The sequence below is a fragment of the Streptomyces sp. CBMA123 genome, from assembly GCF_014596465.1.
Classification (GTDB): Bacteria; Actinomycetota; Actinomycetes; order Streptomycetales; family Streptomycetaceae; genus Kitasatospora.
The window spans coordinates 1-15,416 of sequence record NZ_MECK01000618.1 but is presented as its reverse complement, the minus strand read 5'-3'; the positions used below and the strand labels follow the sequence as shown (position 1 = coordinate 15,416).

5 protein-coding genes are annotated in these 15,416 nt (G+C 75.8%); all 5 read right to left on the bottom strand.

Annotated features, from left to right (window positions below):
• Positions 1–9: 9 nt before the first annotated feature.
• A complete protein-coding gene (locus BG452_RS40740) occupies positions 10–1,242 on the bottom strand; it encodes a beta-ketoacyl-[acyl-carrier-protein] synthase family protein (protein WP_188309405.1) in 1,233 nt (410 codons plus the stop codon).
• 73 nt (positions 1,243–1,315) lie between these two features.
• Complete coding sequence (locus BG452_RS40735) at positions 1,316–1,564, bottom strand: acyl carrier protein (RefSeq protein WP_188309404.1); 249 nt, start codon at positions 1,562–1,564, stop codon at positions 1,316–1,318.
• A 133-nt stretch (positions 1,565–1,697) separates the two neighbouring features.
• On the bottom strand, positions 1,698–1,904 hold the full coding sequence (locus BG452_RS40730) for an MbtH family protein (RefSeq protein WP_030289532.1): 207 nt from the start codon (positions 1,902–1,904) through the stop codon (positions 1,698–1,700).
• Positions 1,905–1,988: 84 nt separating this feature from the next.
• Positions 1,989–9,089, bottom strand: a complete 7,101-nt coding sequence (locus tag BG452_RS40725) for a non-ribosomal peptide synthetase (RefSeq protein ID WP_317621469.1) — start codon at positions 9,087–9,089, stop codon at positions 1,989–1,991.
• A 71-nt stretch (positions 9,090–9,160) separates the two neighbouring features.
• Positions 9,161–15,416 (bottom strand): non-ribosomal peptide synthetase (locus tag BG452_RS40720; protein WP_188309402.1); only part of this gene is annotated, 6,256 nt, incomplete at its 5' end.

Here is a 15,416-nt window from a genome sequence, read left to right as displayed (position 1 = left end):
TGCGCTCGCTCATCGGCTGGACTCCTCCTCGTGGCGCCCCAGGACGACGGAGGCGTTGTTGCCGCCGAAAGCCAGTCCGTTGTTGACCACCACCCGGAGGTCCGCGGGGACGGAGTGGTTGGGCACGCAGTCGATCTGGCACTGGGGGTCGGTGGTGCGGTGGTTGACGGTGGGCGGGATGAACCCGTGGGTCAGCGCGAGCGCCGCGGCGGCCGCACCGAGCGCGCTCGCCGCGCCCATCGAGTGGCCGAGCATCGCCTTGAGGGCGACGGTGCGCGGCGGGGTGTCGCCGAAGACCTCGCGGATCGCGCGGGTCTCGGTGATGTCGTTGGTGGGGGTGCCGGTGCCGTGGGCGGAGACGAGGTCCACCTCGGCCGCCTTGACCCCGGCGTCGGCGAGCGCCAGCTCCATGCAGCGGGCGACGCTCGACTGGTCGGGCGCGGTCGGGTGGTGGGCGTCGCAGTTGAGCCCGTAGCCGAGCAGTTCGGCGTAGATCCGGGCGCCGCGGCGTCGGGCGGACTCGAGCGTCTCCAGGACGAGGACCCCCGCGCCCTCGGCCGTGAGCAGTCCCTCGCGGTCGGCGTCGAAGGGACGGCAGACGTCGGAGGAGACCAGGCCGAGCCGGCTGAACCCGGCGAAGGTGCGGCGGCAGAGCGCGTCCGCGCCGCCGACGACGGCGATGTCCGCCTCGCCGGTGCGCACCGCGTCGAAGCCGTCGCCGATCGCGTAGTTGCCGGCCGCGCAGGCGGTGCCGAGGACGGCCGGGACGACCCGGGGGAGCCGCAGCTCCCGGGCGATCGCCAGGGCCAGCTGGTGGGCCGGCAGACGGCCGGCCACCAGCTGGTCGGCCGGGTGCTCCGGCCCCTCCGCGACCGACTCCGCCATCAGCTTGTCCAGCTCGGGAGCCTCGCCGTCGGTGGTGCCGATGGTGACCTGGGCGCGCAGTCCGGCGAGCTCCTGCTCGTCGAGGCCGGCGTCCTGGACGGCCATCCGGGCCGCCGCGACGGCGAACTGGGTGGCGCGGCCGAGCTGTTCGATGTCGAGGCGGTGGATCCACTGCTCCGGTTCGAAGCCGTCGACCTCGTGGCCGTTGGTGCGCAGGAAGCCCGTGGTGTCGAAGCTGGTGATCGGACCGGCGCCGCAGCGGCCCTCGCGCAGGGCCGAGGTGAAGTCCTCGACGCCGTTGCCGATGCTCGACAGGACGCCGATACCGGTCACCACCACGCGCTGCGGGGTGCTCATGCGCCCGCCTCCCTACGCTCGGCGGGGGCATGCGCCCACGCGCGCCTCTTGATGGCTCGATCGCTCCGCCCGCTCATCGGGCGGTCGCCCGGGAGAGGACCTCCAGCACGGCGGCCAGGTTGACCATGTTGGGCAGCTCCTCCTGGGGGATGGTGACGTGGAACTCCTTCTCCAGGCGGGCGAGGACCTCGATGGCGTTCAGCGAGTCGGCGCCGTAGTGGTCGATGAAGTGGTCGGTGAGGGTCAGCTCGTCGAGCTCGAGGTCGAGGCAGTCGGCGACGATCTCGCGGACCTTGGGCTCGGAGATGGCGACGGTGCTCATGGGGTGCTCCTCGGGTGTTGGGTGGGTGGTGCGGGTGCGGTGCCCGGGCGGGTGCGGTGCCCGGGCGGGTGCGGTGCCCGGGCGGGTGCGGTGCCCGGGCGGGTGCGGTGCCCGGGCGGGTGCGGTGCGGTGCTCAGGCGGTGGCGTCGATCAGGCTCTGCGGGCGCAGGTCGGTCCAGGTGCGCTCGATGTGGTCCAGCGCCTCCTGCCGGGTGCTCGCGCCCTTGACGGTCCGCCAGCCAGCCGGGACCTCCGCGAAGGCGGGCCAGAGGCTGTGCTGGTTCTCGTGGTTGGCGAGGACGAGGAAGGTGCCCTGCTCGTCGTCGAACGGATTACTCATGATTTCTCGGTCCTTTCGGAATTCCCGGAAATCGTCCGGTTTTCGGGCGCAGTGCCCCCGGGGTGGTTTCCGGGGCGGCCGCCTTTAGGTCAGGACGGCCGTCAGGGTCTTTCCGATGAATGCGGCCGGCGCCGGTTCGAGCATCGAGTCGTGGTCGCTGTCGACCGGGTGCCGGAGGATGTCGCCGGTCACGTGCTCCCGCCAGGACTCGGCGTCCGGGTCGCCGGGAGCGAGGCCGCGGGTGGCCGTGAACAGCAGCAGGTCGCCCTGGTAGCGGCCGGGCCGGTGGGCGTCGCCCAGCAGGCTGTGGGTGCGGATCACCCCGAGCAGCCTGACCAGCTCGGTCTCGTCCAGCTCCGCGAGTGCGTTGCCGGCTTCGGCGAGGCGCTTGCGGGCGGCGGTGAGGTCGGCCGGGCCGTCGCCGGGGAGGCCGGCCCGTTCGAGCAGTTCGGCCAGGACGGCCGCGTCGTCCGGCGCGTCCTCGGCCGGCGAGCCGCTGCCGGGGTAGCCGTCCAGGTCCGCGAGCAGTTCGACCTGTTCGCCGCGGGCCTGCAACTGGACGGCGATCTCGTGGGCGACGACCCCTCCGAACGACCAGCCGAGAATACGATAGGGCCCCTGCGGCTGGATTTCCAGCATTTCGCCGAGATATTTTCCGGCGATTTCCCGGACGGACTCCGGGGCCTTTTCCGAGGAGCGTACCCCAGCCGCCTGGAATGCGTACACGGGAATGTCCGTGTCAATTTCCGCGGCGAGGGTCAGGAAAGGCCAGCCGAGTCCGACGGCACCGTGCACGCAGAACAGCGGCCGGCCGGTGCCGGTCGGGCGGACGGCCAGGACGGGCGCGAACGGGTCCTCGGGCACACCGGTGCCGTCGACCGTGCCGGCCACCAGGGCCAGCCCGGCCACGGTGCGGTGCGCGAAGACGTCGGCGGGGGTGAGCGACAGCCCGGCCGCGCGGGCCCGGCTGACCAGCTGGATGGACTTCAGGCTGTCGCCGCCCAGCTCGAAGAAGCCGTCCTCGGCCCCGACCCGGTCCAGGCCGAGCACCTCGGCGAACACCCGGCCGAGCGCGAGTTCCACCGGCCCGCTGGGGGCGCGGCCGTCCGAGCGGGCCACCGCCCGGTCGTCGGCCCCGGGCGCGGGCAGCGCCTTGCGGTCCACCTTGGCGTTCGGGGTGAGCGGCAGGGCTTCCAGCGGGACGTAGGCGGCCGGGAGCATGTACTCCGGCAGCGCGGCCGCCAAGTGGGCCCGTAGCGCGGCGGGTTCGGGCCGTTCGGGGCCGGCGGGCACCAGGTAGGCGACCAGCCGGCGTTCGCCGGGGGAATCCTCCCGGTCGATCACGGTGGCCCGTTCGACCAGCGGATGGTCGGTCAGCACTGCCTCGATCTCGCCGAGTTCGATCCGGAAGCCGCGAATCTTCACCTGGTGGTCGACCCGGCCGAGGTAGTCGACCGAGCCGTCCGGCCGCCAGCGGGCGAGGTCCCCGGTGCGGTACGTCCGGGAGCCGGGCGGCCCGTACGGGTCGGCCGTGAAGCGTTCGGCGGTCAGGCCGGGGCGGTCCAGGTAGCCCCGGGCGAGGCCGGTGCCGGACAGGTACAGCTCTCCGACGACCCCCGGTGGCACCGGGCGCAGCGCGGCGTCCAGCAGCCGGACCTGGTTGCCGGCCAGCGGGCGGCCGATCGGCGGGGTGCCGGTGTGGCCGGGCGGGACGTCCGCGGCCAGCGACCAGATGGTGGCCTCGGTCGGGCCGTACAGGTTGCTGACCTTCGCGGCGGCGCCGGTCAGCGCCGTGGCCAGGGTCGGGGACAGCGCCTCGCCGCCGGTCAGGACGTGCAGCCCGGCCAGGGACTGCGGCCGGGTGGTGACCAGTGCGTGCCACAGTGTCGGGGTGGCCTGGAGGACGTCCGGTCGGCTGCTGCCGATCAGTCCGGCGAGCAGGTCCGGGTCGCGGACCGTCTCCAGCGGGGCGACCACCAGTCGGGCGCCGCCGAGCAGCGGGGCCAGCAGCTCCAGGTTGGCGATGTCGAAGCCGAAGGTGGTGACGGCCAGCAGGGTGCGACCCGGGGTGAGGTCGAGCCGGCCCGCCAGGTCCAGCAGGTGGTTGAGCAGCGCGCCGCGCGGCACCACGACGCCCTTGGGGCGGCCGGTGGAGCCCGAGGTGTAGATGACGTACGCGGCGTGCGCGGGCCGTACCGGTGCGGCCAGTTCGGCCGGGCGCAGGTGGTCCGCGTCCAGGGCGGCCTGGGCGGTACGGGTGGCCGGGTCGTCCAGGAGGAGGAGCGGGCCGGCGTCCAGGCCGGGGACGGCGGCGGCCGCCTCAGCCGTGGTGACGGTCAGCACCGGCCGGGCGTCCTTGACCATCCCGGCGATCCGGTCGGCCGGGTAGGACGGGTCGATCGGCAGGTAGGCGGCTCCGGACTTGATCACCGCGAGCGCCGTCACCACCAGGTCGACCGAGCGCGGCAGCGCGATCGCCACCAGCTCGTCCGGGGCCGCGCCCCGGGCGACCAGGGTGCGGGCGAGCCGGTTGGCGCGCCGGTGCAGTTCGGCGAAGTCGAGCCGCTGGTCGGCGAAGTCGAGCGCGATGGCGTCCGGGTGGGCGTCCGCGGTGGCCTCCAGCAGGGCGGCCAGCGACTGCCCGTCGCCCAGGGCGTCGGCGCCGCTCCCGGCGGCCGTCAGCTCCCGCTGTTCGCCGGGCAGCAGCACCGGGGCGGCGCTGATCGGCCGGTCCGGCTGGTCGACCAGGGCGCCCAGCAGGTGCACCAGCCGGTCGGCGAGGCGCTGGGCGCCGGCCGCGCTGAACAGGTCGGTGCTGTACTCCAGCCGGCCGGTCAGGCCGGCGGGGCCGTCCGGCCCGGACTGCTCGGCGAGCTCGAAACTGAGGTCGAGCCGGGCCACGCCCAGCTCGGCCGCGCCCGCCTCCGCGGTGATGCCGGGCAGCTCCAGCCGGGCGGCGGCGTTGTTGTGCAGCGCCAGCAGGGTCTGGAACAGCGGGTTGCGGGCCGGGGCGCGCTCGGGGCCGAGGGCGTCGACCAGCTTCTCGAACGGCAGGTCCTGGTGGGCGTAGGCGGCCAGGTCGGTGGCCTTGACCCGGTCCAGCAGTTCGCGGAAGGTCGGGTCGCCGCCCAGGTCGGTGCGCAGCACCAGGGTGTTGACGAACATCCCGACCAGGTCGTCCAGGGCGTCGTCGGTGCGGCCGGCGATCGGGGTGCCGAGCGGGATGTCCTCACCCGCGCCGAGTCGGCCGTACAGGGTGGCCAGCGCGGCCTGGAGCACCATGAACAGGCTGGCCCCGCTCTGCCGGGCCAGGGCGACCGCCCGTTGGTGCAGCTCGGCCGGGACGGCGAAGCGGACGCCGGCGCCGCGGTAGCCGGCGGTGGCCCGGCGGGCGTTCTCCACCGGCAGCTGGAGCTCGGCCGGGAGCCCGGCCAACTGTTCCTTCCAGTAGGCGATCTGGCGGGCGACGAGGGACTCGTGGTCGCCCTCCGCGCCGAGCAGTTCGCGCTGCCAGAGCGCGTAGTCGGCGTACTGCACCGGCAGCGGCGTCCAGGCGGGCGCGCGGCCGGCCAGCCGGGCGGCGTAGGCGGTGGAGAGGTCCCGGGCGAGCGGGCCGTTGGACCAGCCGTCGCCGGCGATGTGGTGGATCACCACGACCAGCAGGTGGTCCTCGGGGCCGGCCGCGAGCAGGGTGGCGCGGATCGGCGGGCGGTTCGCCAGGTCGAAGCCGCCGGTGGCGAACTCCTCGGCGGCCCGGGCGAGTTCGGCCTCAAGCGGTTCGGCCGAGGCCGGCTCGCGGACGGGCAGCTCGCGGACCGGCAGTTCGACGGCGGCCTGTCCGACCGACAGGACGCGCTGGTACGGCAGCCCGTCGCGGTCCGGGAAGACGGTGCGCAGGCTCTCGTGCCGCTCGACCACGTCGGTGAGCGCGGCGGTCAGCGCGGCGCGGTCCAGCGGTCCGCGCAGCCGCAGCGTCCAGGGCAGGTTGTAGGTGGCGGAGGGGCCCTCCAGCCGGTCCAGGAACCAGAGCCGCTGCTGGGCGTACGACAGCGGCAGCAGGTCCGGGCGCCGCCCGGCGGTCAGCGCGGGGCGGACGGCGTCCTGGGTGAGCCGGCCGGCCAGCGAGGCCACCGTGGGGGCCTCGAACAGGGTGCGGATCGCCAGTTCGGCGCCGAGCAGCGTGCGCACCCGGCTGACCAGCCGGGTGGCGAGCAGCGAGTGGCCGCCGAGTTGGAAGAAGTCCTCGTCGATGCCGACCTTCGGCAGGTCGAGCACCTCGGCGAAGGCGGCGCACAGCACCTCCTCCTGGGGGGTGCGCGGGCCGCGGCCGGTCGAGGCGGCGAGGTCGGCCTCGGGCAGCGCCGTGCGGTCCACCTTGCCGTTGGGGGTCAGCGGCAGGGCGTCCAGCACCACCAGGGCGGAGGGCACCATGTACTCGGGCAGGATCGCGGCGGCCGCCGCCCGGCCCCAGGCCGGGTCGAGGTCGCCGGTGACGTAGCCGACCAGCCGGGCGTCGCCGGCCCCGCCGCGGCGGACCACCACCACGGCGTCGCCGATCCGGTCGATCGAGCGCAGCGCGGCCTCGACCTCGCCGGGCTCGATCCGGTGGCCGCGGATCTTGACCTGGTGGTCGACCCGCTCCAGGAACTCCAGCCGGCCGTCCGGCCGCCGGATCACCCGGTCGCCGGTGCGGTACATCCGGGCGCCCGGCAGCGGGCTGAACGGGTCGGCGACGAACACCGCGGCGGTGCGGCCGGGCTGGTCGAGGTAGCCGCGGCCGACGCCGCGCCCGCCCACGTACAGCTCGCCGGGGACGCCGTCCGGGACGGGGCGCAGCGCGTGGTCCAGGACGTACAGGCCGGTGCCGCGCACCGCCCGGCCGATCGGGGCGCGCACCGAGTCCAGTTCGGCCGGGGAGCCGATCACGGCGTGGGTGACGTCGTCCGAGCACTCGGTCGGCCCGTACGCGTTGACCAGCGGGATCGCCGGGTAGCGGGCGAACCAGCGGTGCGCCAGGTCGGCGGGCAGCGCCTCGCCGGTGACGACCAGCTTGCGCAGCCCGTCCAGGACGGGCGGCTCGGCGCCGTCGTCCCAGCTGTCCAGGGCGGTGCGCAGCAGCGAGGGGACGACCTCCAGCACGGTGACGCCCTCGGGGGCGACCAGGCCGAACAGTGCCCGGGGGTCTGCGGCGAGTTCGCGGCCGGTGACCCGCAGCCGCCCGCCGACGACCAGCGCGGAGAGCATCTGCCAGACCGAGATGTCGAAGGTGACCGGGGCGTTGTGGACCAGCACGGTGTGCCCGTCCAGCTCCAGGTCGGCGATCTTGGCGAACAGGTGGTTGACCATGCCCGCCCGGTGCACCATGGCGCCCTTGGGGCGGCCGGTGGAACCCGAGGTGAAGATGACGTACGCCAGGTCGTCGCCGGCGCCGCGCGGGGCGGGCAGCCGCTTGGCGGCGTCCGTGCCCAGCTCCAGCACCGGGACGTCCAGCCCGGCCTCGGCCAGCAGTTCGGCGGCCATGGCCCGCTCGCCGGGGCCGGCCAGCAGGGCGCTGATGTGCGCCTCGCCGGCCAGCACGGCGCCGCGCCTGACCGGGGCGGCGACGTCCAGCGGCAGCCAGGCGGCGCCCGCACCGAGCACGCCGAGCACGGCGGTGACGAAGCCGCAGCCGGGCTGGGCCAGGACGCCGACCGGTCCGGTCGCGGCGCCCGCGGCGACCAGCGCCCGGGAGAGGGCGCCGGCCCGGCCGGCCAGCTCGCGGTAGGTCAGCCGCTCGGTGCCGTCGGAGACGGCGATCGCGGCGGGGGTGGTGCGGGCGAACTCCTGGACCCGCGCCACCACGTCCGTCCACGGATCGGTCTCGGCCGGCTCCGGGGCGGGGACGGCCAGCCAGGTGCGCTCGCCGGGCAGCAGCAGGTCCAGCTGCCCGAGCGGGCGGTCCGGTTCGGCCTGGGCGGTGCGCAGCACGTGCAGCAGCCGCTCGGTGACGACGGCGGCCTCGGCCGGGGTGAACCGGGCGGTGTCGTAGCCGACTTGGAGCCGCAGCCGCTCGCCGGGCAGGGCCATCAGGCTGAGCGGGTAGTGGTTGGCGTCGCCGGCCCGCAGGCCGGTGAGCCGCAGCCCGGCGACCTCGCCGGCCAGCGCCTTCGGGTCGAGCGGGTAGTTCTCGAAGACCAGCACGCTGTCGAAGAGGTCCCCGACCCCGGCGATGCGCTGGATGGTGTTGAGGCCGAGGTGCTGGTGCGGGAGCAGCAGGGACTGGCGGTCCTGGAGGGCGGACAGCAGCTCGGTGAAGCTCTGCGCGGGGTCCAGGTCGACCCGGACGGGCAGGGTGTTGATGAAGAGCCCGACCATGCCCTCGACCCCGGGCAGCTCCGGCGGGCGGCCGGAGACGGTGCCGCCGAAGACGATGTCGCGCAGCCCGGTCAGGGTGCCCAGGACGGTCGCCCAGGCGCCCTGCACCACGGTGTTGACGGTCAGGCCCCGGCTGCGGGCCCAGCCGGTGAGCGCGGCGAACTCCCGCTCGTCCAGCTCCACGGCGTGCTCGCCGGGCATGCCCCTGCGGGCTTCCGGGGAGCCGGTCGCGCCGGTCAGCCGGGTGGGCTCGGTGAAGCCGTCCAGCGCGGCCGTCCAGGCTGCCTCGGCCGCCGCGCGGTCCTGCCGGGCCAGGTGGGCCAGGTAGGACTTGTACGGGGCGGGGCGGGGCAGCGAGACGCCGCCGTCGGCGTAGCAGGCGAACAGTTCGCGCACCACGATGGGCATGGACCAGCCGTCGAAGACGATCTGGTGGGAGGTCAGCACCAGCCGGTGCTGCCGGTCGGCCAGCCGCAGCAGGCTGAAGCGCAGCAGCGGCGGGCGGGCCAGGTCGAAGGGGCGCAGCCGGTCGCGCCGGCAGAGCTCCTCGCTCTCGGCCTCCTGGGCGGCGGCGGGGACGGCCCGCAGGTCGGCCTCCCGCCAGTCGAGCGGGACTTCGCGCGGCACGACCTGCACCGGGTCGCCGCTCTTGCGGTAGCGGAAGGCCGCCCGCAGGTTGGGGTGGCGCTCCAGCAGGGCGGCGACCGCGCCGCGCAGCCGCGCCGGGTCCAGTTCGCCGGCCAGGTCCAGCACCAACTGCACGGTGTAGACGTCGAGTTCCTCGCGGTGGTACTGCGCGTGGAACATCAGTCCTTCCTGCAGTGGCGCCACCGGCAGGATGTCGCTCAGATTGGAGCTCCGCCCGGGTCGTCGCCCGGTGCGGGGCTCGGCCGAGGCCGTGGTCACAGCTCGTCCCCCCAGTCGTCCATCTCGTCCTCGAATTCGTCGATCTCGTCCTGGCTGAGTGCCACCAGGTCGAGGTCGGACGGCGTCCAGCCGCCGGCCCCGGGCTCCCGGGTGTGCCGTACCAGGGCCCGCAGGGCGGCGAACCAGCCCTCGGCGAGGTCCTCGGCGTCGGCCTGCGCCAGGGCCTGGCCGGCCCAGGTCCAGCGGGCGCTGAGCCGCGGTCCGTCCGGTCCGTCCTCGGTCACCGCGTTGACGTCCAGGACGTGCGGCAGCGGCATCCCCGGGTCGGCCCCGGCGGCCAGGGCGGCGGACTGCCCGGTCAGCGACCAGTCCTCGCCGGTGGGGGCGGGCAGCCGGCCCAGGTAGTTGAAGCCGAGCTGCGGCCGGGCGGCGGCGGACAGCTCCTTGGCGCTCTCCCCGTCCAGGCTGTGCTTGTCCAAATACCGCAGCAGGCCCCAGCCGAGCCCGTGCGCGGGCACCATCCGCAGGTGCTCCTTGACCAGCTTGAGGCTGTGCCCGGCGGCGGGACCGCCGGCCAGTGCCTCCGCCAGGTCCACCGCGCCCGGGTCCAGCCGCAGCGGGTAGGCGGTGGTGAACCAGCCGACCGTGCGGGAGAGGTCCACCCCGGGGGCGAACTCCTCGCGCCCGTGGCCCTCCAGCTCGACCGGTACCGGCCCCTCCGGCCGCCCGGTGCGCCGCCGCCAGTGCGCGACGGCGAGCGCCAGGGCGGTCAGCAGCACGTCGTTCACCTCGGCGTGGAACGCCCCGGTGACCTCGGTGAGCAGCGCCGCCGTGGTGTCGGTGTCCAGGACGCGGTGCAGCGTACGGGCGGTGGCGACGGTGTCCACCGACGGGTCGGCGGCCCGGTGCCCCAGCGGGGCGCCGTCCTCGGCCGACTCGGCGCGCCACCAGTTGAGTTGGGCGCGTGTCCCGGGCTCGCCGGCGGTGCGCTCCAGCAGCCCGGACCAGTGCCGCAGCGAGGTGCCGACCGGCTGCAGCCGCACCGGCTCGCCGGCCCGGACGGCCCCGTGGGCGTGGGCCAGGTCGGGCAGCAGCACCCGCCAGGACACCCCGTCCACCACCAGGTGGTGCAGGGTGAGCAGCAGCTCGTGGGTGCCCCGGTGCCAGAGCGCCTGGACCATCACGCCCTCCCACGGCGCCAGCCGCTCGCGGGCGGCGACCGCCTCGGCGGGCCAGTCGGGAGCCGGGCCGTCGACGACCCGCAGCAGGGCGGCGGCGTCCACCGTGCCGGGCTCGGAGATCAGCAGCGACCAGTCCGGCAGCAGCCGCATCCGCAGCCCGTCGTGGTGGTCCAGCAGGGCCTGCAGGGCGGCGGTCAGCGACTCCCGGGTGGCGTCGGCCGGGGTGCGGACCAACACGGCCTGGTGGAAGCCGTCCACCGGCCCGCCGAGTTCGCGCAGCCAGTGCCCGATCGGCAGCTGGCCCATCGGGCCGACGCCGTCCTCGGTGCCGACGGTGGCCGGCACCCCCTCGCCGTCGCCGTCGCGGGCCACCACGGCCAGCGCCGCCGGGGTCCGGTGGGTGAAGACGTCCTGCGCGGTGACCACCAGCCCGGCCGCGCGGGCCCGGCTGACCAGCTGGATGGAGACGATGCTGTCGCCGCCCAGGTCGAAGAACCCGTCGTCGGCGCCGACCTCGGGCAGTCCGAGCACCTCGGCGAAGACCGCGCAGAACGCGGCCTCCCGGGCGTCGGCGGGGGCCCGGCCGGTGGAGGCGGCGGCGTAGTCGGGCGCGGGCAGCGCGCGGCGGTCCAGCTTGCCGTTGCCGGTCAGCGGCAGGGTCTCCAGCGGGACGAACGCGGAGGGCACCAGGTAGTCGGGCAGCTCTGCTGCGAGCGCCGCCCGCAGCTCGCCGACCGGCAGGCCGGCCGGGGTCACGTAGGCGACCAGCCGCTTGTCGCCGGGGCGGTCCTCGCGGACCACCGCGGCGGCCTGCTCGACGCCCGGCTGGGCGAGCAGCGCCGTCTCGATCTCGCCGAGTTCGATCCGGAAGCCGCGCAGCTTGACCTGCTCGTCGACCCGGCCGACGTAGTCCAGCTGGCCGTCGGCCGTCCAGCGCACCAGGTCACCGGTGCGGTACATACGGTCGTCGGCCCCGCCGTACGGGTCGGCGGTGAAGCGCTGGGCGGTGAGCTCCGGCCGGTGCAGGTAGCCGAGGGCCACCCCGGCGCCGGCCACGTACAGCTCGCCGATCACGCCCGGCGGGACGGGGCGCAGCGCCTCGTCCAGCACGTACACCCGGGCGCCGGCCAGCGGTCGGCCGATCGGCGGCTTGACCGCTCCGGCCAGTGGTTCGCTGACGGTGGCGCAGACCGTGGTCTCGGTCGGACCGTACGCGTTGAGCATCCGCCGGCCCGCGGACCAGCGTTCGACCAGCTCGGGCGGGCAGGCCTCGCCGGCCGTGATGAGGGTCAGCCCCTCGGGCATCGGCAGCCCGACCGGCCAGGCGGCGAGCACCGTCGGCGGCAGGCAGACCACCTCGACGCCGGCCTCGGCGACCAGCCGGGCGAGCGGCTCTCCGGGGGCCCGGTCCGCCTCGGCGGCCAGCACCAGGACGGCGCCGCTCAGCAGCGCGGTGAGCAGCTCCCAGGCGGCGGCGTCGAAGCTGAAGGAGGCGAACTGCAGCAGCCGGGTGCCCTCGCCGACGCCGAAGCGGTCGTGCTCGGCGGCCAGCGCGGCCACCGCCCGGTGCGGTACCAGCACGCCCTTGGGGCGGCCGGTGGAGCCGGAGGTGTAGATGACGTACGCCGGGTGGTCGGGCCCCAGCGGGGCGGTCCGCTCGGCGTCGCCCGGGTCGTGCGCCGGGGCGCCGGCGATCGCGGCGGTGGTCGCCGGGTCGTCCAGCAGCAGCACGGGTGCGCTCTGCCGTCCGGGAAGGCGTCCGGGCTGTTCGGGAAGGCGGCCGGCCACCGAGCCGTGGCTGAGCACCGCCAGCGGAGCGGAGTCCTCCAGCAGGTAGGCGATCCGCTCGCGCGGGTACGCCGGGTCGACGGGCAGGTAGGCCGCGCCCGTCTTGAGGACCGCGAGCACCGCGACGACCGCGTCGACCGTGCGCGGCAGCGCCAGGGCGACGATCCGTCCGGGGCCCGCGCCCAGGGCGATCAGGTGGTGGGCGAGCCGGTTGGCGCGCTCGTTCAGCTCGCCGTAGCCGAGTTCGGCGCGCACGGCGCCGTCCTCGAACCAGCGCAGCGCGGGCCGCTCGGGCGCGCGCCGGGCCTGGGCCTGGAACAGCTCCGGCAGCCGGACCGCGCCGACGGTGGTCGGGGTGGCGGCCCCGCTCCAGGAGCCGAGCAGCCGCTCGCGCTCCTCGGGCAGCAGGGCGTCCAGACCGCTGAGCGGCCGGTCGGGCTCGCCGGTGAGCAGCCGGAGCAGGTGGGCCAGGCGGTCCGCCAGGCCCTGTGCCGTCCGCTCGGTGAACAGGTCGGTGCTGTACTCCAGGGTGCCGGTGAGGCCGTCCGGCTCGCCCGATCCGCCGTACTGCTCGACGAGTTCGAAGGCCAGGTCGAACTTGGCGGTGCCGTTGCCGACCGGGCTCACCTCGGCGGTGATCCCGGGCAGTTCGGGGCGGGCCCCGGTGTTGTTCTGGAAGGCCAGCATCACCTGGAAGAGCGGCTGGCGGGCCAGCGAGCGGCCGGCCCCGAGCCGGTCGACCAGCTTCTCGAAGGGCACGTCCTGGTGGGCCAGGGCGGCGAGGACGGTCTCCCGGGCCCGGCCGACCAGGGTGCGGAAGGTCGGGTCGCCGCCCAGGTCGGTGCGCAGCACCAGGGTGTTGACGAAGAAGCCGACCAGGTCGTCCAGGGCGTCGTCGGTGCGGCCGGCGACCGGGGTGCCGAGCGGGATGTCGGTGCCGGCGCCGAGCTTGCCGAGCAGGACGGCCAGCGCCGCCTGCACCACCATGAACGGGCTGGCGCCGGCCTCGCGGGCCAGCGCGGTCAGGGCGCGGTGCGCCTCGGCGTCCAGCCGCAGCGGCACGGTGGCGCCCCGGTAGCTGGGCACCGCCGGGCGGGGGAAGTCGACGGGCAGTGCCAGCTCTTCCGGCAGGTCGGCCAACTGGCTCGCCCAGTAGTCGAGCTGGCGGTTCATCAGACTGGCGGGATCGTCCGGCTCGCCGAGCAGTCGGCGCTGCCAGAGCGTGTAGTCGGCGTACTGGACGGGCAGTTCGGCCCACTCCGGCGCGCCGCCGGCCAGCCGGGCCCGGTAGGCGGCCTGGAGGTCGCCGACCAGCGGGCGCACCGACCAGCCGTCGGCCGCGATGTGGTGCTGCACCAGCAGCAGCACGTGCTCCTCGACGCCGGTCTCGAACAGCACCGCGCGCAGCGGCGGTTCGGCGGCCAGGTCGAAGGGCGCGCCGGCCCGGGCGGCCAGCTCGGCGTCCAGCTCCTCGGCCGGACGGCCGGAGAAGGGCACCACCGGCAGCTCGGGGCCGGCCTCGCCGACCGGCAGCACCCGCTGGTGCGGGCGGCCGTCCTCGGCGGGGAAGACGGTGCGCAGGCTCTCGTGCCGGGCCACCACGTCGGCCAGCGCCTCGGCGAGGGCCGCCCGCTCCAGCGGGCCGGTCAGCCGGACCGCGTGCGAGAGGTGGTAGGTGGCGCCGGCGGCGTCCAACTGGGAGAGGAACCAGAGCCGTTGCTGCCCCGGGGAGAGCGGGATCGGCTCCGGCCGGGGGCCGGCCACCAGCTTCTCCCGGGCCGCCTCGGCGCCGTCCAGGGCGAGGGCCAGCGCGCACGGGGTGGGCGCCTCGAACAGGACGCGGATCGGCAGTTCGACGCCGAGCCGGGCGCGCAGCCCGGTGACCACCCGGCCGGCCAGCAGCGAGTGCCCGCCGAGCTGGAAGAAGTCCTCGTCGGCGCCGACCTCGTCGAGCTCCAGCACCTCGGCGAACAGCGCGCACAGCAGCGCCTCGCGCTCGGTGGCCGGGGCCCGCCGCTCGCGGCGCAGCGCGCTGAAGTCCGGCTGCGGCAGGGCCTTGCGGTCCACCTTGCCGTTGGGGGTCAGCGGCAGCGCGGTCAGCGGCACCAGGACGGCCGGGACCATGTAGTCGGGCAGCGTGCGGGCCAGGTCGGCGCGGACGCCGGCCGGGTCGGCGCCGCCGGTCAGGTGGGCGACCAGCCGGGTGCCGCCGGACGGGTCCCGGGCGACGGTGACCACCGCGTCGGCCACGCCGGGCACGGCGCGCAGCGCGGCCTCGACCTCGCCGGGCTCGATCCGGTGGCCGCGGATCTTGACCTGGTGGTCGACCCGCTCCAGGAACTCCAGCTGGCCGTCGGCCCGGTGCACCACCCGGTCGCCGGTGCGGTACATCCGGGCGCCGGGGGCCTGCGCGTACGGGTCGGCCACGAAGGCGCCGGCGGTGCGCCGCGGGTCGTTCAGGTAGCCGCGGCCGACGCCGCGCCCGCCCACGTACAGTTCGCCGGGCTGGCCGGCCGGGACGGGCTGCAGCGAGTCGCCGAGCACGTAGAGCCGGGTGTCGCGGACCGGGCGGCCGATCGGGGCGCGCACCGAGTCCAGTTCGGCCGGGGAGCCGATCACGGCGTGGGTGACGTCGTCCGAGCACTCGGTCGGGCCGAAGGCGTTGACCAGCGGGATGCCGGGGCGCAGCGCGAACCAGCGCCGGGCCAGGTCGGCGGGCAGCGCCTCGCCGGTGACCACCAGCCGCCGCAGCGCGGCGAGTCCGGGCAGCGCGGCGCCGGCCTCCCAGGCGTCCAGGGCGGCGCGCAGCAGCGAGGGGACGACCTCCAGCACGGTGACGCCCTCGGCGTCGGCGAGCGTGAACAGCGCGCCCGGGTCGGCGGCGAGTTCGCGGGAGACCACCCGCAGCCGGCCCCCCGCGACCAGCGGGCTGAGCATCTGCCAGACCGAGATGTCGAAGGTGACCGGGGCGTTGTGCACCACGGTGTCGGCCTCGGACAGCTCCAGGTCGGCGTGCTTGGCGAGCAGGTGGTTGACCATGCCGTCGCGGTGCACCATGGCGCCCTTGGGGCGGCCGGTGGAGCCCGAGGTGTAGATGACGTAGGCCAGTTCGGCGGGGCCACCGGCGGGTGGCAGCAGCTGCTCGTCGCGGGTGTCGTCGAGGGTGAGGACGGCGGGGTGCTCCGGCAGGGCGCCGAGCAGGGTGTCGACGTAGGGCCGCTGGTCCGCGCCGTGCAGCAGGACGGCGGCGCCGGCGGCCTCGACCAGGGCGGCGCCGCGGGCGGCCGGGGCCTGGACGTCCAGCGGCAGCCAGGCGGCGCCG